At 34.1% G+C, this 25,065-nt stretch carries 29 protein-coding genes and 2 pseudogenes; 15 read left to right on the top strand and 16 right to left on the bottom strand.

Translation table 11 applies throughout. The annotated features are described in order from the left end of the window. Window position 1: 1 nt before the first annotated feature. The 3 genes from gatA to N3Z16_RS02080 form a co-directional block, all read right to left on the bottom strand. A complete protein-coding gene (gene gatA / locus N3Z16_RS02070) occupies window positions 2-1,483 on the bottom strand; it encodes an Asp-tRNA(Asn)/Glu-tRNA(Gln) amidotransferase subunit GatA (RefSeq protein ID WP_282486548.1) in 1,482 nt (493 codons plus the stop codon). A 4-nt stretch (window positions 1,484-1,487) separates the two neighbouring features. Next, the gene (gatC, locus tag N3Z16_RS02075) at window positions 1,488-1,790 is read right to left on the bottom strand and encodes an Asp-tRNA(Asn)/Glu-tRNA(Gln) amidotransferase subunit GatC (protein WP_223938748.1); all 303 of its coding nucleotides are present in this window, start codon (window positions 1,788-1,790) and stop codon (window positions 1,488-1,490) included. A gap of 211 nt (window positions 1,791-2,001) precedes the next feature. Beyond that, window positions 2,002-2,436, bottom strand: a complete 435-nt coding sequence (locus N3Z16_RS02080; RefSeq protein WP_282486549.1) for an outer membrane protein assembly factor BamE — start codon at window positions 2,434-2,436, stop codon at window positions 2,002-2,004. Between the two features lie 168 nt (window positions 2,437-2,604). On the opposite strand from N3Z16_RS02080, the gene rpmF reads away from it, so the two are divergent. Genes rpmF through N3Z16_RS02100 form a run of 4 tightly spaced genes read left to right on the top strand, consistent with a single transcriptional unit; the run spans window position 2,605 to window position 4,426 of the window. Continuing rightward, window positions 2,605-2,802 (top strand): 50S ribosomal protein L32, encoded by a 198-nt coding sequence (gene rpmF / locus N3Z16_RS02085; RefSeq protein WP_223938752.1) that lies wholly within the window; start codon window positions 2,605-2,607, stop codon window positions 2,800-2,802. A 6-nt stretch (window positions 2,803-2,808) separates the two neighbouring features. Next, entirely contained in the window at window positions 2,809-3,762 is a 954-nt protein-coding gene (locus N3Z16_RS02090; protein ID WP_223938753.1) for a beta-ketoacyl-ACP synthase III, read from the top strand. A 45-nt stretch (window positions 3,763-3,807) separates the two neighbouring features. Then, entirely contained in the window at window positions 3,808-4,104 is a 297-nt protein-coding gene (locus N3Z16_RS02095) for an HU family DNA-binding protein (protein WP_223938756.1), read from the top strand. Beyond that, a complete protein-coding gene (locus N3Z16_RS02100) occupies window positions 4,091-4,426 on the top strand; it encodes a MerR family transcriptional regulator (RefSeq protein WP_282486550.1) in 336 nt (111 codons plus the stop codon). Before N3Z16_RS02095 ends, N3Z16_RS02100 begins: the two co-directional genes overlap by 14 nt. Before the next feature lie 186 nt (window positions 4,427-4,612). Here the strand turns inward: N3Z16_RS02100 and N3Z16_RS02105 are convergent, their stop codons facing one another. Then, complete coding sequence (locus N3Z16_RS02105; RefSeq protein WP_282486552.1) at window positions 4,613-5,026, bottom strand: hypothetical protein; 414 nt, start codon at window positions 5,024-5,026, stop codon at window positions 4,613-4,615. Between the two features lie 175 nt (window positions 5,027-5,201). On the opposite strand from N3Z16_RS02105, the gene N3Z16_RS02110 reads away from it, so the two are divergent. Continuing rightward, window positions 5,202-5,333: a hypothetical protein gene (locus tag N3Z16_RS02110; protein WP_282486222.1), complete on the top strand. Its 132-nt coding sequence runs from the start codon at window positions 5,202-5,204 to the stop codon at window positions 5,331-5,333. Window positions 5,334-5,528: 195 nt separating this feature from the next. After that, a pseudogene (locus N3Z16_RS02115) lies at window positions 5,529-6,658 on the top strand (IS91 family transposase). A 280-nt stretch (window positions 6,659-6,938) separates the two neighbouring features. Here the strand turns inward: N3Z16_RS02115 and fmt are convergent. The 5 genes from fmt to N3Z16_RS02140 all read right to left on the bottom strand — a co-directional run bounded on the left by fmt (window position 6,939) and on the right by N3Z16_RS02140 (window position 10,554). Continuing rightward, window positions 6,939-7,868 (bottom strand): methionyl-tRNA formyltransferase, encoded by a 930-nt coding sequence (fmt, locus tag N3Z16_RS02120; protein WP_282486554.1) that lies wholly within the window; start codon window positions 7,866-7,868, stop codon window positions 6,939-6,941. A gap of 98 nt (window positions 7,869-7,966) precedes the next feature. Next, window positions 7,967-9,382: a cryptochrome/photolyase family protein gene (locus N3Z16_RS02125; protein ID WP_282486555.1), complete on the bottom strand. Its 1,416-nt coding sequence runs from the start codon at window positions 9,380-9,382 to the stop codon at window positions 7,967-7,969. 6 nt (window positions 9,383-9,388) lie between these two features. After that, window positions 9,389-9,631: a HEPN domain-containing protein gene (locus N3Z16_RS02130; protein WP_282486938.1), complete on the bottom strand. Its 243-nt coding sequence runs from the start codon at window positions 9,629-9,631 to the stop codon at window positions 9,389-9,391. A gap of 367 nt (window positions 9,632-9,998) precedes the next feature. Beyond that, entirely contained in the window at window positions 9,999-10,235 is a 237-nt protein-coding gene (locus N3Z16_RS02135) for a hypothetical protein (protein ID WP_282486556.1), read from the bottom strand. A gap of 16 nt (window positions 10,236-10,251) precedes the next feature. Continuing rightward, window positions 10,252-10,554, bottom strand: coding sequence for a GNAT family N-acetyltransferase (locus N3Z16_RS02140; RefSeq protein ID WP_282486557.1), 303 nt, complete (start codon window positions 10,552-10,554; stop codon window positions 10,252-10,254). Between the two features lie 250 nt (window positions 10,555-10,804). Between N3Z16_RS02140 and N3Z16_RS02145 the strand changes: the two genes are divergently transcribed. Then, window positions 10,805-11,209 (top strand): hypothetical protein, encoded by a 405-nt coding sequence (locus N3Z16_RS02145; protein ID WP_282485820.1) that lies wholly within the window; start codon window positions 10,805-10,807, stop codon window positions 11,207-11,209. Window positions 11,210-11,219: 10 nt separating this feature from the next. Here N3Z16_RS02145 and N3Z16_RS02150 read toward each other — a convergent pair whose 3' ends face one another. Then, window positions 11,220-11,603 carry a hypothetical protein gene (locus N3Z16_RS02150; RefSeq protein ID WP_282485819.1) on the bottom strand — a complete coding sequence of 128 codons (384 nt, stop codon included), beginning with the start codon at window positions 11,601-11,603 and terminating at the stop codon, window positions 11,220-11,222. A gap of 103 nt (window positions 11,604-11,706) precedes the next feature. Between N3Z16_RS02150 and N3Z16_RS02155 the strand changes: the two genes are divergently transcribed. Genes N3Z16_RS02155 through hemW form a run of 3 tightly spaced genes read left to right on the top strand, consistent with a single transcriptional unit; the run spans window position 11,707 to window position 14,047 of the window. After that, window positions 11,707-12,105: an NAD(P)H-dependent oxidoreductase gene (locus N3Z16_RS02155; protein ID WP_282486559.1), complete on the top strand. Its 399-nt coding sequence runs from the start codon at window positions 11,707-11,709 to the stop codon at window positions 12,103-12,105. An 8-nt stretch (window positions 12,106-12,113) separates the two neighbouring features. After that, on the top strand, window positions 12,114-12,893 hold the full coding sequence (xth, locus tag N3Z16_RS02160) for an exodeoxyribonuclease III (RefSeq protein WP_282486561.1): 780 nt from the start codon (window positions 12,114-12,116) through the stop codon (window positions 12,891-12,893). Further along, window positions 12,890-14,047, top strand: coding sequence for a radical SAM family heme chaperone HemW (gene hemW / locus N3Z16_RS02165; protein ID WP_282486563.1), 1,158 nt, complete (start codon window positions 12,890-12,892; stop codon window positions 14,045-14,047). Before xth ends, hemW begins: the two co-directional genes overlap by 4 nt. On the opposite strand, the gene N3Z16_RS02170 is transcribed toward hemW, so the two are convergent. Next, a complete protein-coding gene (locus tag N3Z16_RS02170) occupies window positions 14,044-16,164 on the bottom strand; it encodes a YhdP family protein (protein ID WP_282486564.1) in 2,121 nt (706 codons plus the stop codon). The genes hemW and N3Z16_RS02170 overlap by 4 nt on opposite strands. A 330-nt stretch (window positions 16,165-16,494) precedes the next feature. On the opposite strand from N3Z16_RS02170, the gene tnpA (N3Z16_RS02175) reads away from it, so the two are divergent. Further along, window positions 16,495-16,938 carry an IS200/IS605 family transposase gene (gene tnpA / locus N3Z16_RS02175; RefSeq protein WP_282485655.1) on the top strand — a complete coding sequence of 148 codons (444 nt, stop codon included), beginning with the start codon at window positions 16,495-16,497 and terminating at the stop codon, window positions 16,936-16,938. A gap of 42 nt (window positions 16,939-16,980) precedes the next feature. Here the strand turns inward: tnpA (N3Z16_RS02175) and N3Z16_RS02180 are convergent, their stop codons facing one another. From N3Z16_RS02180 to N3Z16_RS02195, 4 genes and pseudogenes are all read right to left on the bottom strand, one after another. Then, window positions 16,981-17,634: an IS630 family transposase gene (locus N3Z16_RS02180; protein ID WP_282486565.1), complete on the bottom strand. Its 654-nt coding sequence runs from the start codon at window positions 17,632-17,634 to the stop codon at window positions 16,981-16,983. Between the two features lie 187 nt (window positions 17,635-17,821). Continuing rightward, window positions 17,822-18,951 (bottom strand): annotated as a pseudogene (locus N3Z16_RS02185) (IS91 family transposase). A gap of 73 nt (window positions 18,952-19,024) precedes the next feature. Then, window positions 19,025-19,279 (bottom strand): hypothetical protein, encoded by a 255-nt coding sequence (locus tag N3Z16_RS02190; protein ID WP_282485543.1) that lies wholly within the window; start codon window positions 19,277-19,279, stop codon window positions 19,025-19,027. A 121-nt stretch (window positions 19,280-19,400) separates the two neighbouring features. Beyond that, window positions 19,401-19,736: a hypothetical protein gene (locus N3Z16_RS02195; protein WP_282486566.1), complete on the bottom strand. Its 336-nt coding sequence runs from the start codon at window positions 19,734-19,736 to the stop codon at window positions 19,401-19,403. Between the two features lie 159 nt (window positions 19,737-19,895). Here N3Z16_RS02195 and N3Z16_RS02200 point away from each other — a divergent pair, with 159 nt between their 5' ends. After that, entirely contained in the window at window positions 19,896-21,200 is a 1,305-nt protein-coding gene (locus tag N3Z16_RS02200; RefSeq protein ID WP_282486567.1) for a UDP-glucose dehydrogenase family protein, read from the top strand. Window positions 21,201-21,228: 28 nt separating this feature from the next. Beyond that, on the top strand, window positions 21,229-22,773 hold the full coding sequence (locus N3Z16_RS02205; RefSeq protein WP_282486568.1) for a phosphoethanolamine transferase: 1,545 nt from the start codon (window positions 21,229-21,231) through the stop codon (window positions 22,771-22,773). On the opposite strand, the gene N3Z16_RS02210 is transcribed toward N3Z16_RS02205, so the two are convergent. Then, window positions 22,730-22,861 carry a hypothetical protein gene (locus tag N3Z16_RS02210; protein WP_282486569.1) on the bottom strand — a complete coding sequence of 44 codons (132 nt, stop codon included), beginning with the start codon at window positions 22,859-22,861 and terminating at the stop codon, window positions 22,730-22,732. The genes N3Z16_RS02205 and N3Z16_RS02210 overlap by 44 nt on opposite strands. A gap of 6 nt (window positions 22,862-22,867) precedes the next feature. Between N3Z16_RS02210 and tnpA (N3Z16_RS02215) the strand changes: the two genes are divergently transcribed. Together tnpA (N3Z16_RS02215) and N3Z16_RS02220 are read left to right on the top strand one after the other, a co-directional pair. After that, a complete protein-coding gene (gene tnpA, locus N3Z16_RS02215; RefSeq protein WP_282485546.1) occupies window positions 22,868-23,305 on the top strand; it encodes an IS200/IS605 family transposase in 438 nt (145 codons plus the stop codon). A 427-nt stretch (window positions 23,306-23,732) separates the two neighbouring features. After that, complete coding sequence (locus tag N3Z16_RS02220; RefSeq protein WP_341850339.1) at window positions 23,733-24,623, top strand: IS982 family transposase; 891 nt, start codon at window positions 23,733-23,735, stop codon at window positions 24,621-24,623. The last annotated feature ends 442 nt before the right edge of the window (window positions 24,624-25,065 follow it).

Consider the following 25,065-nt stretch of genomic DNA (forward strand, 5'->3'; position numbering starts at 1 on the left):
TTTAAAAACCTCTCGGAATAAAATCTATATCTGAAACCCCGCGTTCTATGGCACTGCTTGCGCGCAATAAACTATACTCATCAAAAGCCGGAGTAATTAGCTGCATCCCAAGTGGTAAGCCATTTTTAGTAATCGCCGCCGGGACAGAAGAACAAGGAAGGCCAGCAAGGCTTGCCGGAATAGTAAAAATATCATTTAAATACATAGTTAAGGGATTATCCTGCTTTTCTCCTATTTTAAAAGCAGCACTTGGAGCTGATGGAAGTAATATTGCATCGCATTTTTCGAACGCATCGTTGAAATCATTCACAATTAATCTACGTACTTTTTGCGCTTTCAAATAATAAGCTTCCATGTGGCTAGCTGAGAGGACATAAGTTCCTATCATTATTCTTCTTTTTACTTCATCACCAAAACCTTCACTTCTAGTATAAATATACATTTCTTCAAGTGTTAGGTTATCCTTATTAGTTCTATGGCCATAACGAACGCCATCATATCTTGCTAAATTTGAGGAAGCCTCAGCCGGAGCTATTACATAATATACTGCTAGGGCATACTTGGCATTTGGCAAGCTAATATTGACAATTTCAGCTCCTTCTGCCTTCATTATTTCAATAGATTTTTCCCACATTTGAATGATTTCATTATCTACACCCTCAGTTTTCATCAACTCATAAGGTATACCAATTCTCATGTTTTTTATCGATTGGGAACAGGCAGATACCAGTTCTGGCACTTCTTTGTTGATCGAAGTAGAATCTTTTTCATCAAACCCCATCATGGCTTCAAGCATCAACGCACTATCTTTAGTATTTCTGGTAAAAATTCCAGCTTGATCTAACGAGCTTGCAAAAGCAACCATACCCCATCTGGAACATCTGCCGTAGGTTGGCTTAACACCCACGAGCCCTGTAAAGGCAGCCGGTTGCCTAATTGATCCTCCGGTATCGCTACCAAGAGCCGCCATCACTGAAAAACTGCTTACGGCTGCAGCTGATCCTCCTGATGACCCTCCTGGAACAAGATCAGCATCATTACCTTCTGCTTTCCAAGGGTTAATAACATCCCCAAAATAGCTAGTGGTATTAGAAGAACCCATGGCAAATTCATCCATGTTTGTCTTACCAAGCATAATAGTTCCAGAATTCTCAATATTCTGGCTAATAGTTGAGTCATAAGGTGGCACAAAGTTACTGAGCATCCTAGAACCAGCGGTCGTTTTTACACCCTTGGTGCAAAATAAATCTTTAACTCCTACTGGAATTCCCTCGAGTTTTCTGGCTTTTCCATCATGGTAATTTTGATCGGCAATTTTTGCCATTGACAAAGCTTTATCAAAAGTCTCTGTAATATATATATTTAAATGTTTGTTTTTTTCGGACTGTTCTATATGGCTTCTAACAAGTTCGACAGCTGTAAATTCTTTGTTCCTTAAGGCCGTTAAAGCCTCTGTTATTGATAATTTTATTAAATCAGACATATTCTTATTCAACCATTTTTGGCACTATAAAACATTTTACTTCTTTGGCAAATGCAGCATTTTGTGCAGGTACATTTGCAAATAACTGGTCGGCAATATCACCGACAGTAACTTCATCCTCTCTAGTTCTCTGATACATATCAGAAACAGATCTTAGAGGTTCAATATTTTCGCAATTAGCTTCTGCAAGAGAATCTATCATTGCCATAACACTATTTAATTTTTTAGTAAAACCATCAAGTTCATCTTTAGAAAAAGATAGTTTTGCTAATTTTTGTAATTTTTTTAGCTCTTCCTCTGTAATCATTCAAATTACCTAAAATTAAATTTAACTTATTAGTTGAGAAATGGCTGAAAGAAAGCCAGTTATCGTAATAAATAATGATTTACCACTATTTCAAAGAAGTATTAATTATTATAATGCAACTTCCTTAGAATACCAATATATTGTTTTTTAAGCTTTTCTTTCTAACTTCGTCTTTAAGAAGTCGCTATTTATAACAATATATAAGGCAATTTTATTTATTTTTCTGCCGCTTCTTTTTGCCGTCAGTGGTTTTGTTGAATCTACCTATATTCTTTACAAACTTTTGTAGACTACCCTGCTCAGTACCGTGGGCCTTAGTGTATTTACTCTCTATGTTAACATTCTCATTATGTATATCCTGAAGCAAAGAAGCCCCTAGCAGTTTCCTGTTATCGTTAAAGCTAATTTTTACAATTCGTTGTTCAACTACTTTTGGTTCAAACCAAGCACGCTTAGCTAGAGATCTTTGAATATAGTACCACGTGTTATGTGAATATTCGGGAATATAGGTGGGTGTACCGATTAAATCAATAATTTCATCTTGAGTTAATTTTCTAGAGTTAATTTCCTCAATGGCATTATCGCTGACAAACTGCCCCCTTACGTCAATAGACTGGCAGCCGCTAAGTAAGATAAATATTACCAATAAAAAAGGTCTAACCAAGCGCTTATTAAAAGGGTGTGTAAATAGCTTCATAAAAACTTTCTTTAAAATATCTAGATTTTTTAAATGGAATATAATATACTGCCCACGTCTTTGACAAATACTTTTTTTGATTATGTTAAATAAAATATTTTATTAGGTGTAAGTGTAATGGCAGTTCCAAAGAAAAAAACTTCTAAATCCAGACGTAATCAAAGACGTTCTCATGATGCTCTGGCTAGAATTAACGTAATAATTGATAAAGATACAGGTGAATATAGGTTACCTCACCACCTTGATAAAACAAGCGGCGAATATAGAAATCGTCAAATAGTTATAGCAAAAACTAAACCTCAAGAAACAGAGTAATGTTTAATGGCCTCAAAAATTATAGGTACCGGAGGCTATCTACCAGAAAAAGTTGTTACTAATTTTGACCTTGAAAAGTCTATTGATACCAGCGATGAATGGATAAAATCAAGGACCGGTATAACCCAAAGGCATATAGCAGCAACTGACGAATTTACCTCTCACCTCGGGTACAATGCTGCTCTCCAGGCAATTGCTAGTGCTCAAATACAAAAAGACGATATAGACCTAATTATTACCTGCACTAATACCTCAGATAACAGTTTTCCTTCTACTGCCAATAAAATCCATGGTTACCTGGGCCTTAAACACATTCCGTCATTTGATTTACAGGCAATTTGCTCCGGATTTATTTACGGCCTCCAGGTTGGAGATAGTATGATCAAATCGGGCAAATATAAGACTATATTATTAATTTGCGCAGATAAAATGTCTTCTATATTGGATTGGCAGGATCGAAAAACCTGTGTGTTGTTTGGTGATGGAGCTGGAGCAGTTATATTGCAAAAATCTGAGTCTAATTCGGGTATAATCGACTGTGATATTTTTTCGGACGGTTCGCTTGGCGATATACTTTATACTGACGGCGGGGTTAGTACTAACGGCAAAAGCGGAGTAGTAAAAATGGCAGGGGCAGAAGTCTTTAAAAAGGCGGTCGAAAAAATGCCCGAGTCCGTTTACAATATCCTAAAAAAAAATAACCTTACCCTGGGCGATGTTACTTATATTATTCCCCACCAGGCAAATCTAAGGATAATTAGTAACATGATTAATCAGTTTGCAATTAATCCTGATAAGGTAATTGTTACATTAGATAAACATGCAAATTGTTCTGCTGCATCCATTCCACTCGCTCTAGCACAATTAGAGTTGACGGGAAAAATTAAATCTGGTGATATATTAGTATTTACCGCTTTTGGAGCTGGTGCAACTTGGGGAGCAGCAATTCTCCGTTGGTAATTAATACCCCAGTTATACGAGAACTATAATATAAACAATCTTTAAATGGAAACAATTACTAAAGAAAAAATTGCTAATTTACTTAAAGAAAGATTGGGGTTTTCCTCTTTAATATGTGAAGAAATAACAAACAGGATTTTTTCTGAAATTCTTGATTTATCTCTCAATAACAAGAAGCTTGTATTACCAAATTTCGGTAAATTTCAAGTGTATAGTAAAAGCAAAAGGCCTGGCCTTAACCTCCAAACTGGAGAGGCATTAGAAATAGAACCTCGGAAAGTCTTGAGGTTTAGCCCTGCTAGTTCACTTAAAGAAAAAATAAATTCTTATGAAGTCGGTTAGTAAAAAGTATTTTTCTATTTCAGAAGTATCGGAAATTACTGGAATTCCCTTACATAAACTACGATATCTGGAGAAATCTAAAACAGATATAGATATTGTTCAAATCCGTGGAAGGAGATATTACACAAGCACCAATATTGAATCAATCAAACATTTTTTCAACAGAGACAACGAACTTCAGTTTAACTTGTTTTCACCTATAGCAAATGATGTTGCTAAAAGTAACGATCAGTTAGAAGTTTGTTCACAGGTAGTTGACCAAATTGACTTATTAATTTCTAAATTCACAAAATTGGAAAAAGACATAATAAAAACGCTTTAACTGCGGCCTAAATTTTACTTTCTTAATTGCGTCTACCATATAAACCTTTTTACCTGCTTATACTATCACGTGGTTTTGATTTTGGGATTATGGTTTTATTATCAGTATTTTTTAAATTAGACTGAAGAGTTTGTTTAAGTTTAGGATGCTGAGTAATTATTTTCTTTATTGGATTATCAGAGCTAATTAAGTCTTGGCAGAAATAGCCTCTACAGCGTGTTTTGATGCATCAAGCTTAGAATATTCCGTAACAAATTCTTTGTATGCTGCTGATCTTTCATTAACAGGAAGCCTTAATTCCTCATAAAATTCCTTTTTAAACTTAGGCATCTGCCTTCTTTCGGAATTATTTTCGCGTCTTTTTGAAACCAGTTCTAAGTCACTAAGTAATAGCACGGAGTATTCGGTTTTAATATTAGTTAGGGAACGAGGCCGCTCTTGTTTTAAAGCATTGTGAAATGATTTTAATCCATTAACTTGTAACTGCGATTTTAATGCCATCCAATTCGTTACGGGGTTAGGAGCTAAATCACTTGCTCCTCTAATATATTTATCAAGGTCTGATATATCAATTTTTACCGTACCTTTACCCTTCATCACTTTCTAATAAAGTTATATTATAACAAGATAAGCCACCTATCGGTGGCAGCTTAAAAGAAGATACCCTTGACCGATAAATATTTATGGAGGATTATAATACTGGTATTTGATTTGTTTTAACTTGAGTTATAAAGACTGAATGTTAGACATACATAAGATAATATATAATTGAGTTATGAGTAACTTGCACTCTGAGCAGCATTTGGTCAATGAATTAGCGGTAAAAACTCTTAAGGCCATTTCTAAAGAGCAAGCAATTCCTTACAGCAGGATCAAAAGATTTTTTCCGAAGGAGATAAGGAAATAGCCAAGGCTTTCTGGATAATGTTGCGAAAAATATCTCCCAATCATAAGTATAATTCTGTTTACTATTGCCCTGATTGTAAAGAATTTGATTTAGAACGCAAAGGAAGAAAGATTCCTTGGTAAGAAAACATTAACTATAAGTAATTTATGGAAATAGTCGGTAAAGGAATATCTATAAAACATATTTTTCTAGACCGTGGTAATTGGTCTCGATTTCGCTAAAAAATACGGCAAGCTAAGATACGGCATTATTTTCAACGTCACTAAAGTTATATCGTGTGGAACGAAATATTTAGGATTTAAACGTTATAGCTGCCGTGATTGTAACCGCAATAAATCGGTAGCATTCAGCTGTAAAGGTAGGTTTTGTTCTCGTTGTGGTAAGAAACAAACGGATCAATGGGTGAGTAAGGCTAGCAATGTTCTACCAAAAACACGATGGCAGCACATTACATTTACAATGCCGGACTCTTTATGGCCGATATTTTGGCTCAATCGTGATCTGTTTGGATTGATTTCCGGTATTGCAGCAGGAATTATTAAGGAGATAGCTACAAAGAAAAATCTTGTGGTTGGTATATTTACTGCCTTACACACTTTCGGTAGAGATTTAAAACGCAATGTTCATATCCATTTATCGGTTACTTGCGGCGGTATAAATAGCAAAGGCAAGTGGCAAAAATTATTTTTTCCTGCCGAACCTATTAAAAAAATGTGGAGACATAGAGTCCTTGAGTTATTTCGCTTTCAATATATCTCAAGTAATTTGAAGTTGCCGTCCGCATATCAAAATGCTGAGAATTTTAATAACTGGATGAGTAGTTTATACGAAATCAGTTGGTATGTTTATTTACAAAAACCATCGGATGATCATAAACGCAACATAGAATATTTAGGGCGGTATATAAAACGCCCCCTATTTCCGAGACAAGAATAGAAAATTACGACGGAAAGCAGGTAACGTTTAAATTTCTTGATCACTATAATAATACAATTGATCGCATAACTATGCCCGTGATGCAGTTCATAGCTAGTCTGATTATGCATATACCAGATCGTTATTTTCGAATGATTAGGTATTACGGTTTTTTATCTAATAGAACTAGGGGCGTACAATTACCTATCGTATATAAGGCAATTAATCAAATCGTTCATAAGAAAACTAAGCTCATTAGTTGGAGATTAATGATTTGGTTGAATTTTAAAATAGATCCTCTGTTTTGCTATAATTGCAATAAATGTATGAATCTGCGGCAAGTTTATTACGGTTTATCTCCGCCATTGTTATTAATAAGAATCAATGAATTATTATCAACGCCTAGATAACATCATTATGGCGAACACTTCTTTCACGTCTTAGCCACATAATTTGTAAAACTGAACCTATTTTTAGATAGATTCTGGCAGAGATTTTTATAAAAGTGTTGATAATTTCTAATATTGTGGCTTGTAACTACATTTTATTAAACGAATTTTCAAAGTTTTGATTAACAATTTTTCTGGTTACAAATTTTGAAATTCCTATACTATAAAATATCTCCTTAAAGTAAGTGTCACTAATAGTAAATAGGATTGCTAAAAGAACATCATATTTTTGTAGGGAAATTTAAACAAATTGGATATTTTTGTTTTTACTATTAAGGCCAAGAAGGTAATCTTTTGCATCCATTATTTTTTTACCTTCAGGTTGTAATTTAATGATCCTTAATATACCTCTGCTACAAGCAATTTCACACAGTTTATTATTAAAGTTTAGTAGTGTGCCAGGGTCGTATTTATGCTCCACCATAAGAGGTTCAGCTTCGGTTATTTTAATTTTTTTACCTTGGTATTCAAAATAAATTCCAGGCCATGGGTTCATCCCTCTGACCTTACAATCTATTAAAAAAGCAGGTTCATGCCAATTTACTTTGGATTCCTCTTTAGAAAGTTTATGAGCATAAGATACGCCTTTATCAGATTGTTTAAAAGGTGTTATTTTATCGATATTATCAAGAACCTGGACAAGCATCCTTGCACCGATCTTGGAAGTTTTATCATGCAATTCTGTAAAGGTAATTTTATTAGGAACAGCAAGTTCTTCCTTAATTATTATATTGCCGGTATCAAGCCCCTCATCCATTTGCATAATACACACGGCAGTTTTATTCTCACCGTTAATTATTGTACGCTGAAGTGGAGCTGCTCCCCTATATTTAGGTAAATCAGAAGGGTGGATATTCAAGCACCCATATTTTTTTGCCCCCAGAATAGTTTTTGGTATAATAAAACCATAAGCGGTAACAACTATAATATCTGCGTCAATTGATCTGATCAAATTTGCTGTCTCTTCATTTTTTAAGGTTGAGGGTGTGTAAACTGGAATGTTATGAGCAATAGCAAGCCTATGCACAGGAGATTCTGTTATTTTCATTCCTCTACCCTGGGCTTTAGGTTTTTGAGAAAAAACAGCTTTAACTTTGTGAACCGTTGATTCCAGTAGGGCTTTTAGCGCAGGTACTGCAAACTCAGGAGTACCCATAAAAATCACATTCATCCTTTTAAAACTCTCTGATTTGAGCCTCAAGTATAACAGTCATGTTATTGGTTGTAAATTTTAACTTAAATTATGTAAGCAAAATCCTATGTTCCAAGTTATACGCTAATTGCATTATAAGCGGCAAGAGCCTTTTGCCTTGCTTTTTCATGTACTACGATTGGTTTTGGATAATCTATACCGATTCTTATATTAAGCGCAGCTAGTATAGATTCCGGGGCAAGCCAAGGAGAAAATAGGTATTTTATAGGTAATTGCTTTAATTCAGGGACAAATTTTTTCGTATAATTACCTTCAGGGTCAAATTTTTGCCCCTGCAAAATAGGATTAAAAATACGAAAATAAGGGGCTGCATCTGCTCCGCTACCTGTCACCCATTGCCAGCTAGCACTATTATTTGCAATATCGGCATCAACTAAGCAATCATGAAACCACTCAAGACCCCGTCTCCAATTGATCATTAAGTGCTTTACCAAAAACGAAGCAACGATCATCCGTACCCGGTTATGCATAAATCCAGTCTGCCATAATTCCCTCATACCGGCATCAACTATCGGATAGCCGGTCATACCCTTTTGCCATTTTATTAAGAAATCGTTATTTTCTTCCCAAGGAAAATTATCGAATTTTTGTTGTAAGTTTTTTTGTGGTAAGTCAGGAAAAAAATAAAGGAGATTGGAAGAAAATTCCCGCCATACCAGTTCAGATAAAAAGTGCTCTGCATCAACGTCGTAACCATGTTTCTGTGAGTATGAGCAGATGTTATGCCAGATTATATTTGGAGATATTTCCCCAAAATGTAAATGCGGTGATAATTTTGATGAATATTCTAAATCAGCTCTATTACGAAGCTCTTTATAACCCTTTAAACCTTTCGCAAGGAATTTATCGAGGGCAATAAAAGCTCCATTTTCTCCTGGCTGCCATATTTTTTCAAAATTTTTATACCATTTTATTTTAGGTATTAAAGATAAATCAGTAAGTGATAATGATTCTATTTTTAGTAAATTTAAATTAGGGGGCTTAGCAATTGGCAATCGTATTTTAGAATTACCTTGTAAATAGTTTTTTTTATAAAATGCCGTGAACACTTTATAATTAGTGTTATCTTCTTTCAGGGTATCTTGTGGTTCAAGTAATAAAGCAGAATTAAAACTTTTTACCTGAACGTTTTGGTTTTTGAGATACTCCTTGATACCTTTATCTCTCTTGATTACCGCAGGTTCATAGCATCTATTCCAAACTACTTCAGCAGCGTTATTTTCTCTTATCAATTTATCAATAATTTCTTGTGGATCACCAATAAAAAAACTTAATTTCTGATTTAGAGATTGAACAAGGCTTTGCAGGCTATGATATAACCACCACTTACTTGCTGCGCCGATATTAGCTCTTACATCTAAAATATAAATTGGAATTATTGGGCATAAAGATTTAGCCGCATAATCTAAAGCTGGGTTGTCGCTTAAGCGCAGGTCTTGTCTGAACCATAATATTATAGGTTTATTGGTCATATGGCTTTACTTATTAATTCTAACTAAACAGATTTCTTCAGTGACCGCTTTTAATTTCTCAACTCTTTGAATGAGATATTGTAGTTGCTCCTGCATAATTTTATAATTTTTATCATAACGCGCATTAATATAAGCTTTTTGCAGTAAAACAAAACATTCGTTGCGCTCTTTACTATCACGAGGAAATATTTTTAATAGTTCATCGCTATAGTTACTTGCGAGGCTACCAAGCGTAACAAGGTCATGTATTTTATCCTTATATAACCGCTAAATACCAATAGAATTGTATTATAATAACTTTCTGTTGGCTGGTGAAGTTGAAAAGCAGCAAGATTCAAGTTATTGCGTTGAAGCATATAAGCAGTAGCGTCCATAAACCCATTTCCTTGGGGAAAACAGTGCTCAAAATATTCTTTTGCTATTTCTCTAGTTTCTTTCCAGTCTAATTTCTAGGATCTGCACGTTTAAACTCACCACTATCATAAAGAATAACTCCTTCTTTCTTGATATCCGAGAAAAAATAGCGGCTTTTTTCAAGTTCCTTATTAATACACTGAATCGGTTCAATAATTAACTGAATTTACTTCTATAAGGTTACAATTTGCTGCACTCATTGTCAATTCAGTTTCTTCGTAAACCACAGCACTAGGTTATCATTAAGCGGGTAGGTATTTCCAGGTATTGCAAGTTGGTAATTATATGTAACACCTTTACCATCAGGAATATAACCACGTTGTACATAAAGCCTTTGCGCACTACCATAGCCCCCATCGCTACCAGCATAAAGCCCGACACCAATACCAACGATGGCGCTCTTTGTTGCTGCCTCTTGTTCTGCCGTATCAAGAAGCATAGAGCCTATACCTATTTTACGTACGTATCAACACATTGAGATCCATAATTTCAGGGATGTTTTGGTGCTTAAATGGGAGGTACTCCGACTCCCATTTAAGAGTTACATATCCCGCAAACTGACCTTGAACTAAGGCCACCCAAACGTACCTTTGAATATCTTCCGCTTCTTTCCAGTATCGCTTAAATAAAGCCGCAGGTTTGTGCCAACCAATAGAGCTGAAGGCTTTTACCATGCGAGGAATATCCTTTTTGGATAAGGCACGAATCAAGGTTTCCTTGATTACCTTTGGGGCAATATCGCCAAGGGTCTTAACCATGAACTCATTGCTGGTTTCATAGTTTAAAAACGGGTGGGTTTTTATTCTCGTCGATAAGATTTTGGAACTGCAGCTTTTGTATTGGAATTTTTGATGATTTTATAATCAAATTGCTTAATTTTTGGCAATTTGGGCAGTATTCTCCCTTTAGCTTCATCCGCACCTTGTTTAATCCATGCTTAGCCGTTATCCACAAAAATGCCGCAGGTTAACCATGCTGTAGGCTATAGTTTTCAGAGCATAATGGTTTATGCTGTGGAATTCAAATCTCAGTAACAACCGTTTGAATTTATCTTCCCAGGCAAATATTCTCTCTATCGTTCTAAACCTTTCTTTAAAGATTTTCCGGCAAAAAGTTTGCTTTCTTCCTCGCTTAGATTTCTTGCGACTCCTTTTATTCTCTGGCATATTAGGAGTCATGCCAAGATTAAAAATTGCTTTACGATTTTTACGTGAATTATATACACCATCTAAGCTCATGGTACTTTCCTTGAGATCTATACCTATTAGTTTTACAATCTTTTTTAAGTTTGATATTGCAGGAGTAAGCAGGATTCCTTCATTCCTATTACCCGGAGCAGTAACAAAAGGCGCAATAACATTGCAGTTTCTATCACAAAACGGTACAACCTTGTCTCCTTTAGTGTGTTTATGACCATTATACCCTAAGTTGTCACCCCTTTTTTAGCAGAAGTACAAGTACCATCACCATGTAATATATCAGTATCAAGCATTCCAGCTTTAAATAACCTTGCCACCGAAGCTTCGAAAATCTTATCAAAGCATCCGTGCTTAACCCAGAACTTAAAAGCATTATAGATATTAGTATAGTGAATTTCTGGCATGCCGTCTTTATTTTTGTCTATTGGTATCTGTTCCCATTGGCAACCAGTATGCATGAGTTTAAGAATGTAATTAAATAATTTGAAAAATGATATCTTTTTACTTGGACCACGTGTGCCTTTTTTAAGATGCGGTAAGACAAATTCGTTAAATTCATCTTCTCTCAAAACAGTAGGAAGCTTGTTGTATCGTCTAATTCTGCTCATTCTATTTGGTTACTTAAATAAAATTAATGAATACTCAATATATCTACAAACCTTTTAAATACAAGGCTATAATGGTTTTATTTCGTAAAAATTCAAACCCGCAATGAGTTCTATTTATGATTATGACCATTACAATAAGGATGACGATTTTATACCCTTAATAGAGAAAGTAATAAGACACGACCTAATTGTACTGGCTACTCCTGTTTATTGGTATACGATGAGTGCCACCATGAAAATTTTTCTGGATCGTTTAACTGACCTGCTTGATATTAGGAAAGATTTAGGACGTAAATTATACGGCAAGAAAATATTTATTATTTGCAGTTTAGCCTCTAATTTACTACCACAAGGCTTTGATTATCCTTTTTGGCAAACGGCAGAATATCTGAAAATGGAGTATAAAGGTTGCATTTTCATCTCTAGCTCTCCAAATCCCGAATGCAAAAAAAATAATGAGTTAGAAATACAAAAGGCAAGAGCTGTTTTATTTAAAAGTTAGGATACAATATGAAAATAGCCACTTGGAACATAAATTCGCTACGTCTTAGGCTAGATTTACTCTCTGTTTTTGCAAAAATCAGTAATCCTGATATAATCTGCCTGCAAGAAACTAAAACACCTGATGAACTATTCCCCCAAGATGAAATTAAGAAGATAGGCTATAAGTACATGGCTTTTAAAGGAGAGAAATCCTATAACGGGGTTGCAATTTTATCTAAACATCCTATTGATAACATTTTTGCTTCTAGCTTTTATAACGACGATAAAAGGCATATTTCTGCTAAAATAAGAGATATCGAGATTCACAATTTTTATGTGCCAGCCGGCGGCGACGAGCCAGATATTGAGATTAACCCTAAATTCAAACATAAACTAGAATATATTAGATCAATTGAAAACTGGTTCTTAACCAACCGGAATAAAAACGATAAAATAATATTAGCTGGTGATTTAAATATTGCTCCGCATGCTAATGATGTATGGTCCAGTACCCAGTTAAAAAAAGTGGTGAGCCATACACCACTTGAGCGAGAATTATTAATAAATCTCCAACATTCTTTCGACTTCGTCGATAGTGCCAGATTTTTTACTAGTATGGAAGAAAAATTATATAGCTGGTGGAGCTACAGAAATAGAGATTGGAGAAAGTCTAATCGAGGTCGAAGGCTAGATCATATATGGGTAACCCAGCCTTTAAAACATCAACTCAAGAGTATTACTACCCTTAAAGAAGCCAGAGACTGGATACGACCATCCGACCACGTACCTTTTATGATTGAGTTATGAGCACTATTTCAATTTATGTCCATTGGCCTTTTTGTTTGTCACTTTGCCCCTACTGCGACTTTAATTCCCATATTGCAAATAACGTAGATCATAACAGTTGGTTAAAAGCTTATGAAAAAGAGCTAGAGCACTTTACTTGGAAAATAAGAAACAAAGAAATTAAATCTATATTTTTTGGAGGTGGGACACCTTCACTGATGCAACCTTTTGTAGTTCAAGGCATAATAGATAAAATAGGTTCCATTGGCACAATTTCTGATTCATGCGAAATTACCCTCGAGGCTAACCCCACCTCTTTTGAAACAGATAAATTCAAACAATTTAAATCAGCAGGGATCAACAGAGTTTCTCTTGGCATACAATCATTTGATGAAAAAGATTTATCGGTGCTAGGAAGAAAACATTCTAGCAGTGAGGCTATTAATGCTATCGAATCGGCAAGTAAGATTTTTTCTAGATACTCATTTGATCTGATTTATGCTCGCCCAGATCAAACGCTTAAAAAATGGCAGGAAGAGCTAAAATTTGCTTTAACACTCGCAGGTAACCATATTTCTCTTTACCAGCTGACTATTGAAAAAGGCACGCCGTTTTTTAACCTCTTTCGTTATAATAAATTTTCATTACCGGCAGATGATTTAGCAGCTACCTTATATGAGTGGACTACTTCTTACCTTAAAGAACATGACTATAATCGTTATGAAATATCAAATTACGCCAAGAGCGGAGAGGAGTGCATTCATAATTTATGCTACTGGAATTATGATGAATACATAGGGATAGGACCTGGAGCACATAGCAGACTTCATGATAGGTCCGAAGTATTAGCGGTGATGATGCACCATAAACCAGATAAATGGTTAAATTCCGTGGAATTGCAAGGTCATGGCATTCAAAACAATGTAAGGCTTTCAAGCTCTGAAATAGCTGAGGAATTAATAATGATGGGAACAAGATTATCTACCGGCGTAAAAGAAGAATCCCTAATGCAACTTACAAAGTTAAGATTTATAGATGTTCTTAACCATGATATTGTCAATGAATATATCAAACAACAGTTAATAACTATAGCAAGCAATAGTTTGAAACTTACTGACTACGGTCTGTTATTACATAATTATTTAATTCCGAGGTTACTCTCTACATCACTCTAATAAGAATCTTTAATTCTATAAGGGGCAGATATAATTCCTCCGTGTTTTTTATCTCCAGTAAAAATTTTTCCTATAACCGGCACATAACCAACAAGTGCACTTAAACCATAAAGAGAAGGCGTAACTTGCCCTGAAAGATCTGTAACCCTCTTAGTCGTATCTATATCTCCCTGCATAGTAAAACTAAAAAAAGGCCCTACCGCCTGACTATGGAATATATGTAAAACTCCTTTTTGGAAGTTGAATTTGCCTTTCATATTGGAAAATATTATATCCTTGTTACCGCTAATCATGTTAACAAACCCAGGAACAGAAACAACAGATACAAGCTTGGTAAGAGAAGGAGCATTATATAGAACAAAACGCTCGAATTCAAATTTACCATCCACAATAGGAATTACTTCCCCAGCAGTTATTTCTTTCCTACTAGCTGTTAAAACTAATAGCATACTTCCTGCTCTCATATCTTCATATGCTCCAATACCTTTAAGTAAAGCACCGGCATTATCCGATTTTACTAACCATTTTTCGGAATTACTCTCTTGAGTAAGGTTCATTTCAACTTTTTTAGAACCAATTTTTGCGTCAATTTGCCCCTCGTAACATTTTATGTAAGTGCATTTAAAGTTTAGTTTTAAATCATTAAGCAAAATATCGTTTTTTAACTTTACTTTATCTACAGCAAGGTGCATTTTAGTAGTACCTGCATCCCTTTCTTTTTCAAGAAATTGGAACATATCGGCTCTTGATAAATCAAGGGTTTTACCTTTAATAATTATATCAAAATTATCTTTATTGATTAATATGCTTGAAGAAAGTTCGGTTTGCCGATGATTAATTTTATCCAATATCATTTTAGTAGTGGTCTCATCAATATCTATCAAACCGCTGATATTAAGATTATTATCTCCAGCAACCTTAAAATTAATTTTTCCTTTTATAGGGTTCTCTAAAATTCCATTTAAAATAAAATTTGATTTCTCTCCTTGTTTTTTATGAATCCCTAATTTATCAAAATATAGGTCTAAGTTCTTTAAATCAGAATTTACGGTAATTCTCCCCTCATCATTTATATTAATATATTCAAAATTTAATTTTGAATTACCGCCAAGTAATTTTATAAAACCAACTTTTTGAGGTTTTTTACTAGATTTACTAAATTGCAGAGCAGTTATTATATTTAATTTATGATGAAATTCTGTCTGATCTTCAAAATTTTGAGTAAACTCTATTTCAGAATCGAAGCCGTTGATTTTACCTTCTCCTGTTATTTTGAGTCTATCACCACTATATTTACCGAAAATATTTCCTTTATTAAGGGTAATTTTATTATTAAAGATAGATAATCCTGTATTTGGTATTTTGGCAGTTATGTCATAAGTATCTTTAGTACCCGGTTTTATAGGGATTTCTATTTTTATATCAATATCTGCTTTTCCAGAAAATTTTCTTAAATCAATAGAAGCCTGCTTCAACAATTTATGAATGTTAACTGTAATAAAATCCGTTAGAGCGCTAGTAGGACCTTGAGCTTTTGCGGTAATTAATAATTTAGTATGTTCCTGGCCTTGCCAAACCATATGTATTAAGCCATTAGTAATTTCAATATCGGTCGAGTTTGCTTTATTGATAATAAATTCCGTAACCATTCCTTTTTGCAAAACATCGATTTGCATATTAGTTAAAGGAGGTAATTCATTATTGTAAACAAACTTTAGATCTCTTACTTTAACAAAACCCTTTATATTTTCTCCGTTATAATTGTTATTTTTAATGTCTTCTTCTGATACATTAACACTAAATTCTCCAGATTCGAGAATTCCTTCTTTAATAAATTCATTCAAGAAAATCAATAAATCATCCTTCTGGTACAAGTAATAAATAGGCTTATAAATCGTTAGGGGTAAATTTTTTACATTTCCTGTAAAAGCGATGTTATTACTAAGTTTACCATGCAGATCAAAGGTTACACCATCCTTAAAATTTACCTTGATATCATATTTAGATTGTTTATCTGCAAAAGAGTATTCTATTTGAGCTTTTCCATTCTGGAGTTCGATTGGCTTATCGGCGTTATTAGGTGCTTGTTTGTAAAAGATATCGTCTATATCTAACAAAACCTTGGATTCATTTTTGATAAAAAAGCTTTCATAAGCAATGTCTATCCTACCAGTCGCCAATTGTTGATTATCAGGAGTACTCGCTTTTATTTTATATTAACCCACCAATTAAATACCCGACTTAGGCGGCATATTTTACTTCTTTCGCCTGAAATAATCTTTTGATATGTTCTGGGTTATTTTGCAGAGTCCTTAGGTAAGATTTTAAATTCCCTTGGAGTTCAGATTTTGTAAGAGGTATATGTTTCCTATTTACATTTCTTTTTAAATCGTTGTTTAAATCTCTTTTGGGTATATTCCCCGCCGCTTGCGGCGTAAGATGTGGGGATGAGCAAATATATACACAAGAGTCACAATGTTACTGTTTTACTGTATCACCTGGTATTTCCAGCAAAATATCGCCGAGCGGTGTTTGATGTATCGGTTGATCAAGTGCTAAGGGAAGTATGTTTAGGGATAGAAAAGAGATATCAAATAAAATTTTTAGAAATAGGAACTGATGAAGACCATGTACATTTTTTAGTACAATCTGTACCGACTTATAGCGTAACAAAAATAGTAACGATAATTAAAAGTGTTACGGCTCGTCAAATATTCAGATTATGTCCACAGGTTAAGAAACAATTATGGGGCGGAGAATTTTGGACTGATGGATATTTCACAAGTACGGTAGGTAAGCATGGAAATGAGAATATGATAGGAAAATACGTAAAAAATCAAGGCAAGGAATATAAGAAACTGCATGACGACCATCAGTTAGCTTTTTTCTAAAATTCTAAAATACCCCGCTGCTTGCGGCGGGGATTTCTTTTATTATTCATCCGGATTATGTTGCGGAGTATACGGAGGCAGAAAAAATAAAGAAATTTTCTTTTTATGTTTCCGAGTCCATATTTGTACTTTTTTGCTATGATGAACCTTGAGATTATCTAGGATTAAGAAGATTTTTTTCTTGGAGTATTTTACCAACCTCCGTAAAAATTCTATAAATACATTTGTTTTTAGTGTCTCTTCGTACAGCATAAACCTTAGCTTACCGTTATTTGTAACAGTGGATATCATGTTTATACTAAATCTCTTCGATTTATGAATCACAACAGGGGTTTTTCCTTTTAAAGAATAGCTTTGTAATACCTGACACTCTTGTTTTATCCCTACTTCGTCGCACCAATGTATTTCTGCCTTTTCATATTCTGCTTGCTTGGCTATTGACGGATATTCTTCATCTAACCAAAATTGAACCCTTTTGGGTTGCTGCTCATATGCTAACTTCTTTGGCTTTTGTGCAGTATACCCCCATCTTCTTAAATATTCGCCTATTGTACTTAGGGGAAGAAAAAATCCACAATGTTTTTTGATGAGTGCATTAACTGATTTTCTTGACCATAATGCTGATTTGATATTGTGATCTTCTGGTCTAGAGATATTTACGTACCCTTGTATTATTTTATAGTATAGGAAATTCAAAATTTGCAACCAGAAAAATCATCAATCAGCTTTTTAAAAATTCGTTTAATAAATATGTAGTTACCAGCCACAATATTAGAAATTATCAACACTTTTACAAAAATCTCTGCCAGAATCTATCTAAAAATAGGTTCAGTTTTACAAATTATGTGGCCAAGACGTGAAAGAAGTGTTCGCCATAATGATGTTATCTAGGCGTTGATAATAATTCATTGGTTCTTATTAATAACAATGGCGGAGATAAACCGTAATAAACTTGCCGCAGATTCATACATTTATTGCAATTATAGCAAAACAGAGGATCTATTTTAAAATTCAACCAAATCATTAATCTCCAACTAATGAGCTTAGTTTTCTTATGAACGATTTGATTAATTGCCTTATATACGATAGGTAATTGTACGCCCCTAGTTCTATTAGATAAAAAACCGTAATACCTAATCATTCGAAAATAACGATCTGGTATATGCATAATCAGACTAGCTATGAACTGCATCACGGGCATAGTTATGCGATCAATTGTATTATTATAGTGATCAAGAAATTTAAACGTTACCTGCTTTCCGTCGTAATTTTCTATTCTTGTCTCGGAAATAGGGGGCGTTTTATATACCGCCCTAAATATTCTATGTTGCGTTTATGATCATCCGATGGTTTTTGTAAATAAACATACCAACTGATTTCGTATAAACTACTCATCCAGTTATTAAAATTCTCAGCATTTTGATATGCGGACGGCAACTTCAAATTACTTGAGATATATTGAAAGCGAAATAACTCAAGGACTCTATGTCTCCACATTTTTTTAATAGGTTCGGCAGGAAAAAATAATTTTTGCCACTTGCCTTTGCTATTTATACCGCCGCAAGTAACCGATAAATGGATATGAACATTGCGTTTTAAATCTCTACCGAAAGTGTGTAAGGCAGTAAATATACCAACCACAAGATTTTTCTTTGTAGCTATCTCCTTAATAATTCCTGCTGCAATACCGGAAATCAATCCAAACAGATCACGATTGAGCCAAAATATCGGCCATAAAGAGTCCGGCATTGTAAATGTAATGTGCTGCCATCGTGTTTTTGGTAGAACATTGCTAGCCTTACTCACCCATTGATCCGTTTGTTTCTTACCACAACGAGAACAAAACCTACCTTTACAGCTGAATGCTACCGATTTATTGCGGTTACAATCACGGCAGCTATAACGTTTAAATCCTAAATATTTCGTTCCACACGATATAACTTTAGTGACGTTGAAAATAATGCCGTATCTTAGCTTGCCGTATTTTTTAGCGAAATCGAGACCAATTACCACGGTCTAGAAAAATATGTTTTATAGATATTCCTTTACCGACTATTTCCATAAATTACTTATAGTTAATGTTTTCTTACCAAGGAATCTTTCTTCCTTTGCGTTCTAAATCAAATTCTTTACAATCAGGGCAATAGTAAACAGAATTATACTTATGATTGGGAGATATTTTTCGCAACATTATCCAGAAAGCCTTGGCTATTTCCTTATCTCCTTCGGAAAAAATCTTTTTGATCCTGCTGTAAGGAATTGCTTGCTCTTTAGAAATGGCCTTAAGAGTTTTTACCGCTAATTCATTGACCAAATGCTGCTCAGAGTGCAAGTTACTCATAACTCAATTATATATTATCTTATGTATGTCTAACATTCAGTCTTTATAACTCAAGTTAAAACAAATCAAATACCAGTATTATAATCCTCCATAAATATTTATCGGTCAAGGGTATCTTCTTTTAAGCTGCCACCGATAGGTGGCTTATCTTGTCTATCTGCACAACTGCCGAAAATCGGGATTCTTTATAATTTAGATCAAAATTATAATTAATCACGATATTATTTAATGTAAATTCGATACCATTTCTTGATATTACAATCGAATCTATCCGGGCCTGATTCGCTTCCAGAGCTAAATAACCGATTTGAGGATCAATTTTCTTTAACTGAAAATAATATTGCAACGCATAATTAATAGGAGTATTTAATTTTCCTGCTCTTAATCCGCAAATAGCCAAAACCACTAGCGCAATAAAAATTATGCTTAAAATAACGAGTATACGTAGAGCTTTCATTAGCTTAATCGGAAATAAGTTCAGTTATCACAATAGTATAACAGCCTTGATCTTACAAGCCATCACACTTATTAGTGCAGTTTTTATTTTACTTTTGTTAATTTTAGAGTAATCTGAGCCTTAATTTATAAATGTGGCTAAATAATCTGTAGAGAGTCGATGAAAATTACATTTATTGGTAGTGGCTATGTGGGGCTAGTATCTAGCGTAATGATGAGTTATTTAGGTCATTCTGTTACGTGCCGTGATATTGATGAAGTAAAAATTAATAAGTTAAAAAATTTGGAAGTCCCAATTTTTGAAGATGGATTAGAAGAATATTTAACTAAACATGGCAATACAGATAGGTTAAATTTTGTATGTGGTTACGATAACACAATCTATGAATCAGAAGCAATATTTATTGCTGTAGGCACACCTCAAGGAAATGACGGAAACGCAGATTTACAATATATTTTTAAAGCAGCCCTGGCTGCGGCTGAATATGCGAATCCAGATTGTGTATTCGTTATTAAATCTACAGTACCTCCAGGAACTTGCAAAAAAGTTAAAGAATTATTGGAACAAAATGGTTTCAATAACCCTATAATTTCTAATCCTGAATTTTTGAGAGAAGGCTCAGCTGTACATGATTTTTTATATCCGGACAGAATTATTATAGGCTACGAATCTGATCCCGCTCTGGAAATTATGAAGCAGATATATAAACCGCTCGGTAACCAAGGGACACCAATTCTGGAAACTGATCTGATAACTTCCGAATTAATCAAATATGCCTCCAATAGTTTTTTAACCTGTAAAATTGCATTTATTAATGAGATGGCCGATTTATGCGAGGTTATTGGTGCAGATATAAATAAAGTTTCTACTGGTATGGGCCTTGATAAAAGAATAGGTTCTGATTTCTTAAAAGCAGGTCCTGGCTTTGGAGGATCCTGTTTCCCAAAAGACATTTTGGCTCTTCAATATTTAACTACTCGAGTCAAATCAGATTTTCTTGTTCTAGATGCTGTTATTAAAGCCAATAGTAATAGAATAAGGTTAATGGTTGAAAAAATAAAAAAGTTTCTTGGCGGCAATATTTGCGGAAAAAAAATTACGGTTCTAGGGTTAACTTATAAAGCGGGCACTGACGATTTAAGAAGTAGCCCTGCAATCGAATTGATAAACTTACTGTGGGAAAACGGCGTCGAAGTAAAAGCTTATGACCCTCAAGGTATGCCTAATGCCTATAAATATTTCGGCAATAAACTGGTTTGTTGCCCTTCTGTTTTTGAGGCCGCAAGTGGTGCAGATGCTATAATTATAGCCACTGAATGGCCAGAGTTTGTAGAAATTGATTATGCAAAACTCCTGCCAAAATTAAATAGCCCCAATATTATTGATCTTAGAAATATTCACGATAAAAAAACTCTAAATAATTTAGGATATAAATGCTACTTTGTTGGACAAAAAATCAGTTAATTAAATACAGAATTTGGCGTTAATTTAAATGATCAAAATCGTTCCCAGTCTATTTTTCCTTGCAGCTAATTACTTATTTTTAAAAGAAGCCTATTTCCTGAGTACGTTTCAAGAATTCGCAAGTGTAACTATATTCCTGTTATGTTCGTTTTTGCTTATCTCATTAATAAGTTTAGTTATTCCCGCTATATTTTTTTCATGCTTGGTTTACCTTTATTTGTTAATAGCCAGTATAATTAATTACTTTAAATTTTATTATAAAATCGTCATTTCCAGCACTTTAATTCAAAGTGTTATACACACAGATGCAAGAGAAGCTTCTGAATTGTTCAACCTCTCTTTTCTTATATGGTTTATGCTAACTGGGATTCTACCCTGCATTTTATTTTGGCTAACAACAAAATATACTAGTCTGCTGCGCAAAAAAGCCAAAGATATCCTTATAATAGGAACATTTCTAATAACCGGCTTAGTCTCTAATATATGTATCTTACCAGCTAATATCCATACGTTCCGTTACTTAAGTAATGCTTTATGCTCATTCATGCCTTTTAATTACATTATAAGTCTAAAAAATTACCTCTCACTCTACAAAACCACTAATTCTGCTGAAAATATAACTAAGGTTTTTACCTTTGAGATTGATACGACTGATCAGGAAAATTTAAATGTTATCTTAGTTATCGGGGAATCCGCCAGAGCAGATAGGTGGGGGATCAATGGTTATCAACGAAATACGACGCCAAATTTGGCTCATCTGCAAAATCTCATTACTTACAAGGAAGCGTATTCATTAGCTACCAATACTCCTTTAGGAATACAAAGCATAATGAAAAAAGAAGGATATTATCATTTATCTTCCTTTATTAAGGTATTTGATCAGCTCAAATTTAAAACTTATTGGTTTTCTAATCAAGGCACCAGATATAAATTAATTAATTTAATTGCTGCAGAAGCTTCTGAAAACCTATTCAGTGATGATATAAGAATTTCCAATACTGGTAACAATTACGATACCGACTTGATACCTTTCGTTCAGGATATATTAGTAAAAAATAAAAATAAATCTAATATGGTCGTTCTTCATACAATAGGTAGTCATAGATTATATGATCTAAGATACCCAAATGAATTTAAGGTTTTTAATCCTACATGTATAAATAACGAACTCTACTATTCCACAAATGAGTGTTTAGATGCAGAAAAATTAGGTAATTCTTATGATAACACAATAGTTTACACTGATTATTTTTTATCAGAATTGATCGAAATATTGGGAGAAACTAATTCAATTCTTATATATATTTCTGACCACGGCGAATCTTTAGGAGAAAACGGAATATATGCTCATTCATATCCTTTCGAATTAGCTCCGATAGAGCAAAAACATATACCTTTGATAATTTGGGCATCTAAAAAGTTTTTAGCTAAAAAAACCAATCTCGATAAATTTCTTAATGCTAGTAAAAAAACCGGAATTAAGGTAGATCAAAGCAGCATATTTCATTCGATACTTGATTGTGTAGGGATTAAGTCAGAAGCAATAGATTATAATAAAAGCTTATGTCATTGACTTTATAGTCCCTTTGGTGGTGAAAACCTCCATCTTCCAGATGGAAAAGCTTTAGCTTGTCTAATGCGCCATGATGCGGTAGCATCATAAGTCTATGACTTACTATAACAAAAGATCACATTCAGTTTTTTATCATCGTTATCATATAGTATGGATAACGAAATATCGCTATAAGGTACTTACTTACGACATAAAAAAACGTGTTCGGGAACTAGTGTTACAGGTAGCTGAGGAAATGAGTATAAAGATAGAAAATGGCGTTGTATCAAGCGACCATGTCCATATATTTGCAAATATTCCTCCGCATATTAAAATTAGTGAATTTGTTCAGAAAGCTAAGGGAAGATCATCTAAAAGAATACAGGAAGAATTTCCGATACTAAAAAAGAAATACTGGGGTAGACATTTATGGGGCAGAGGATACTTCAGTTCAACTAGCGGTAATGTTACAGATGATATGATTAACGAATATATCAACAAACACACTGACGCTCATGAGACCGACTTTACTTCAAATATTAGGCTAGAATGAGCTTTAGCTTGATAAGCGACTTCTAGTCGCAAAGATCAAACTTTCATCTCTCAGATGAAAGTGGTTGATTTCTCTAATGGTAAAATTTCACCAAATTAAACATATCTTGGTAGTTAAAAAATTCGCTGTATATACCGAACATATTATTTGTAGTAGTATAAAGATAAACAGATAAAGGTAAGCTCAATAGAAAAAAAGAATACCTGGGTTACAAGTTACGAAAATTGCTCCTATTCTGATAGGTTAATTATAAAACTTGTTGCGTTAAACGAAAAAGCCAAAAAGAAAATTAACGTATTAGAGGTTAAAAAGGCAATCTACCCCAGTTCGGGATAAGGATTGCATAAATATATAGTAGATACAAGGGTTGCAAGATGGTGATGCCTGTGATAAAGCTCTTTTTTAACAAAAAATGGCAACCACAGGCATGAAAAAAGATATCACGGAATTGTACAGCTTTATAGATGATTTTTGCCAAATTTACTCTGGTTACGAAAAAAAGCAATTATTACCTGGCAATAAACAGCGAAATCGCTTATGTAGTATGAGCTTGAGCGAGATTATGACGATCATGGTAATGTATCATACGTCTCATGCAAAGAACTTTAAATATTTTTACAAAACTTGTATAGAGTATATCCACAAAAACGATTTTCCGAATGCCTTAAGTTATAACCGTTTTGTAGAACTAATGTCTAGATTATTTTTACCGTTTAATATACTTTTGCATATGTTATTTGGCGAAGAAACTGGCACATATTTTATGGATACTACCGCAATCAAAATCTGCCACAATAAAAGACGCTATAGGAATAAAACATTTGCTGGGCTTGCCAAGCAAGGCAAATCATCTATGGGCTTTTTTTATGGGTTTAAATTACATTTAGTGATCAACGAAAAAGGTGAATTTATCGCGCTAAAAATGACTAAGGGAAACGTAGATGATAGAGTTCCTGTGCTTGATCTAACAACGGATTTAACTGGTTTTATATACGCCGACAAAGGTTATATTAAGCAAAATCTATTCATTAATTTATATGAAAGAGGATTGAAAATGGTGCATGGAATTAAAAAGAATATGCCAAATAAATTAATGGATTTAAACGAAAAAATCTTACTACGCAAACGAAATATAATTGAAACTGTATTTGATTATTTAAAAAATAAAATGAACCTTGAACACACGAGACATAGATCACCAATCAATGCCTTTGTGCATATACTATCCACGTTTATATCATATTGCTTTAAAAAAAATAAACCTTCAATAAATTATAGTTTTGATTTATCTCTAAACTACGCGCTTATCCCGAACTGAGGTAATCTATTACGCTAAAAAATATCATGGGGCACAGAAGCGTGAGACAGGAGAACCAGTGTGCCATAGAGAAGCAAGGAGGAAGTAACAAATCCTTGTAAGCTTTATAAAAGATGAAGGTAGGTCCTTCGGAGTCGGTTTTCAGGAGCAGGCTTCAAACCACCTCAAGTAGCTGTCATAAAGAGTGATGGTTGTGAGCGTTGAGGAAAAGTCAAGAATAGACTTGGCAGGTGTGGATCAGAAAGACGAACTAACGTGAACTACTGACAACGCGTCGTAAGTCTTACAATATGACATCAAAACTGGAAGTGAGGTTCCCTTCTAGGATCAATTTGCAAGAGACCTGATTACTGTGCAAGTGGTGTCCGGCGTAAAGGTAGCGTGAGTCTGATCATAGGCTTTTATAAGGAACTATGGGAACTAGTCGCCTTGATGTTAAGGG

The organism is Candidatus Megaera polyxenophila, from assembly GCF_029982035.1.
GTDB classification, from domain to species: Bacteria; Pseudomonadota; Alphaproteobacteria; order Rickettsiales; family Rickettsiaceae; genus Megaera; species Megaera polyxenophila.

Bases quoted from the DNA above. Each gene is read 5' to 3' on its own strand.
- N3Z16_RS02090 (WP_223938753.1), top strand. From the start codon at position 2,809: ATGGCCTCAAAAATTATAGGTACCGGAGGCTATCTACCAGAAAAAGTT.
- N3Z16_RS02110 (WP_282486222.1), top strand. From the start codon at position 5,202: ATGAGTAACTTGCACTCTGAGCAGCATTTGGTCAATGAATTAGCGGTA.
- N3Z16_RS02100 (WP_282486550.1), top strand. From the start codon at position 4,091: ATGAAGTCGGTTAGTAAAAAGTATTTTTCTATTTCAGAAGTATCGGAA.
- tnpA (WP_282485546.1), top strand. From the start codon at position 22,868: ATGACTTACTATAACAAAAGATCACATTCAGTTTTTTATCATCGTTAT.
- xth (WP_282486561.1), top strand. From the start codon at position 12,114: ATGAAAATAGCCACTTGGAACATAAATTCGCTACGTCTTAGGCTAGAT.
- N3Z16_RS02205 (WP_282486568.1), top strand. From the start codon at position 21,229: ATGATCAAAATCGTTCCCAGTCTATTTTTCCTTGCAGCTAATTACTTA.
- fmt (WP_282486554.1), bottom strand. From the start codon at position 7,868: ATGAATGTGATTTTTATGGGTACTCCTGAGTTTGCAGTACCTGCGCTA.
- N3Z16_RS02155 (WP_282486559.1), top strand. From the start codon at position 11,707: ATGAGTTCTATTTATGATTATGACCATTACAATAAGGATGACGATTTT.
- N3Z16_RS02200 (WP_282486567.1), top strand. From the start codon at position 19,896: ATGAAAATTACATTTATTGGTAGTGGCTATGTGGGGCTAGTATCTAGC.
- rpmF (WP_223938752.1), top strand. From the start codon at position 2,605: ATGGCAGTTCCAAAGAAAAAAACTTCTAAATCCAGACGTAATCAAAGA.
- N3Z16_RS02190 (WP_282485543.1), bottom strand. From the start codon at position 19,279: ATGAGTAACTTGCACTCTGAGCAGCATTTGGTCAATGAATTAGCGGTA.
- N3Z16_RS02145 (WP_282485820.1), top strand. From the start codon at position 10,805: ATGCTGTGGAATTCAAATCTCAGTAACAACCGTTTGAATTTATCTTCC.
- N3Z16_RS02125 (WP_282486555.1), bottom strand. From the start codon at position 9,382: ATGACCAATAAACCTATAATATTATGGTTCAGACAAGACCTGCGCTTA.
- N3Z16_RS02150 (WP_282485819.1), bottom strand. From the start codon at position 11,603: ATGAGCAGAATTAGACGATACAACAAGCTTCCTACTGTTTTGAGAGAA.
- gatA (WP_282486548.1), bottom strand. From the start codon at position 1,483: ATGTCTGATTTAATAAAATTATCAATAACAGAGGCTTTAACGGCCTTA.
- N3Z16_RS02220 (WP_341850339.1), top strand. From the start codon at position 23,733: ATGAAAAAAGATATCACGGAATTGTACAGCTTTATAGATGATTTTTGC.
- N3Z16_RS02140 (WP_282486557.1), bottom strand. From the start codon at position 10,554: ATGGTTAAGACCCTTGGCGATATTGCCCCAAAGGTAATCAAGGAAACC.
- tnpA (WP_282485655.1), top strand. From the start codon at position 16,495: ATGAGCAAATATATACACAAGAGTCACAATGTTACTGTTTTACTGTAT.
- N3Z16_RS02095 (WP_223938756.1), top strand. From the start codon at position 3,808: ATGGAAACAATTACTAAAGAAAAAATTGCTAATTTACTTAAAGAAAGA.
- N3Z16_RS02195 (WP_282486566.1), bottom strand. From the start codon at position 19,736: ATGAAAGCTCTACGTATACTCGTTATTTTAAGCATAATTTTTATTGCG.
- N3Z16_RS02210 (WP_282486569.1), bottom strand. From the start codon at position 22,861: ATGATGCTACCGCATCATGGCGCATTAGACAAGCTAAAGCTTTTCCAT.
- hemW (WP_282486563.1), top strand. From the start codon at position 12,890: ATGAGCACTATTTCAATTTATGTCCATTGGCCTTTTTGTTTGTCACTT.
- N3Z16_RS02135 (WP_282486556.1), bottom strand. From the start codon at position 10,235: ATGCTTCTTGATACGGCAGAACAAGAGGCAGCAACAAAGAGCGCCATC.
- gatC (WP_223938748.1), bottom strand. From the start codon at position 1,790: ATGATTACAGAGGAAGAGCTAAAAAAATTACAAAAATTAGCAAAACTA.